Raw genomic sequence first — 1391 nt, 5'->3', positions numbered from 1 at the left:
CGCCATGCGTGCCGACCGGCGCCTGACCAATCGCCTCGCCGCAGCCAAGCTGCGCTTCGTCGACGCCTGTATCGAAGACGTCGACTTCGCGTCCCGCCGCGGCCTTGACCGGCGCAACACCCTGCAATTGGCGCAAGGCGCTTGGCTGAAAGCCCATGAGAACTTCATCATCACCGGCCTGACCGGGACTGGTAAAACCTGGCTGGCATGCGCCTTCGGACGCCAGGCGGCCAGGCTTGCCTGTATCGCGCGCAAGCCGAGGGATGGCTAGGTGGGGGCGTCACGCCGGTTACTTTCGATCTGGCCTGCCTCGACAGCTTCCGTCATTGGGGCCGTGCTCGGCGCAGCTATCGCAGGGACGAATGTCGGGCCGATCGAACCGCTCTCCAGCCCGATGATTGGAGGCGAAAGCCTTGCGCCAATTCAGCAGAAGCTGACGTGAGATCCCGTATCGGCGAGCGGGTTGCCGAAACCAGTAGTGGCCCCGAGAAGCTCTGCTCTACGATCCTGAGTCTTCTCCGCACTCGTCCAGCGTCGCCGCCGACCGGTCTCCACCACCTCTATCCGGCTTAGCACCGCACTGTCCTTATGCACGTCACAGTCAGCTACGTAGCCGACCTTTTCACAAGGCGGCCTTGCTCGGATGCCTACGATGAGGTCCTTGGCTTTGGCGTAGCGGACGAGCCCTGAGGGCCGCGCCAATTGGCAAGGCCGGGGCTACTCAGCACTCCTCGGTGTCGGGATTGAAGGCGTCGGGATCTACGCCGACGAGCCGGCACACCCATTCCTCGGACGCCATCGAGACCGGCCCGGCGACGACCGCGGCCACCGCGCCGTCGAGCATGGAGAGCGACGTCGCCCGCTGATGCGGAAGCGTCTGCGACGAGACGCCGATGCCAGTGCTCGATCCGGGACGCGGCCTCACGAGGATCTGCCAGTTCTGGGCGCACGCGACGGACGATCGGGCGTGGAAGGGGCCGGCGCCGCCGGCGGTCGCCTAGGTGTTCGCAGGCGGTCGCGGCAAGAAGGAGATCGTGGCGCAGTTGGCCGGCTTCGAAGGCGTGCTGCAAGTCGATGTGTGTGGACGCCCAAGTGAATGCAAGCAAAATATAACTTCGGAACAGGCATGTGGTCGGGTGCTGACGTGTGTCCGGCCTCGTAATGCGACCTCGACACGTCGCGGGCCCTTATGGAATGCGTGGATTGGATCCAATTCGGCTACGCGTGCTCGCTGGCACTCATCGACCTGTTGATTCGTCCAATCCCAATCCCAGTCCCTGACCGATTGCCCATAACCCTCCGTTAGACCTTACCACATTTCCGACGTCTCTCGGCTTCTGGCCTTGCGTTAAGCAGCGCCAGACGCTGGAGCCTGGTAAGCGCCACCGCGG

General features: G+C 64.1%; 2 protein-coding genes and 1 pseudogene. 2 read left to right on the top strand and 1 reads right to left on the bottom strand.

From position 1 onward, the window contains the following. Positions 1-271, top strand: a 271-nt coding sequence (locus FNJ47_RS46070) for an ATP-binding protein (protein WP_206685416.1), incomplete at its 5' end; no start/stop codon positions are given. Between the two features lie 450 nt (positions 272-721). Here the strand turns inward: FNJ47_RS46070 and FNJ47_RS46065 are convergent. Beyond that, the gene (locus FNJ47_RS46065; RefSeq protein WP_175068522.1) at positions 722-925 is read right to left on the bottom strand and encodes a hypothetical protein; all 204 of its coding nucleotides are present in this window, start codon (positions 923-925) and stop codon (positions 722-724) included. On the opposite strand from FNJ47_RS46065, the pseudogene FNJ47_RS54955 reads away from it, so the two are divergent. Then, positions 879-1076: pseudogene (locus FNJ47_RS54955) on the top strand (IS66 family transposase); the annotation flags it as partial. The gene FNJ47_RS46065 and the pseudogene FNJ47_RS54955 sit on opposite strands and share 47 nt — an antisense overlap. Between the last annotated feature and the right edge of the window lie 315 nt (positions 1077-1391).

This window comes from Bradyrhizobium uaiense (assembly GCF_010811875.1).
Taxonomy (GTDB): Bacteria; Pseudomonadota; Alphaproteobacteria; order Rhizobiales; family Xanthobacteraceae; genus Bradyrhizobium; species Bradyrhizobium uaiense.
The sequence above is the reverse complement of the archived record's forward strand: the minus strand, read 5'-3'. Positions and strand labels throughout refer to the sequence as shown.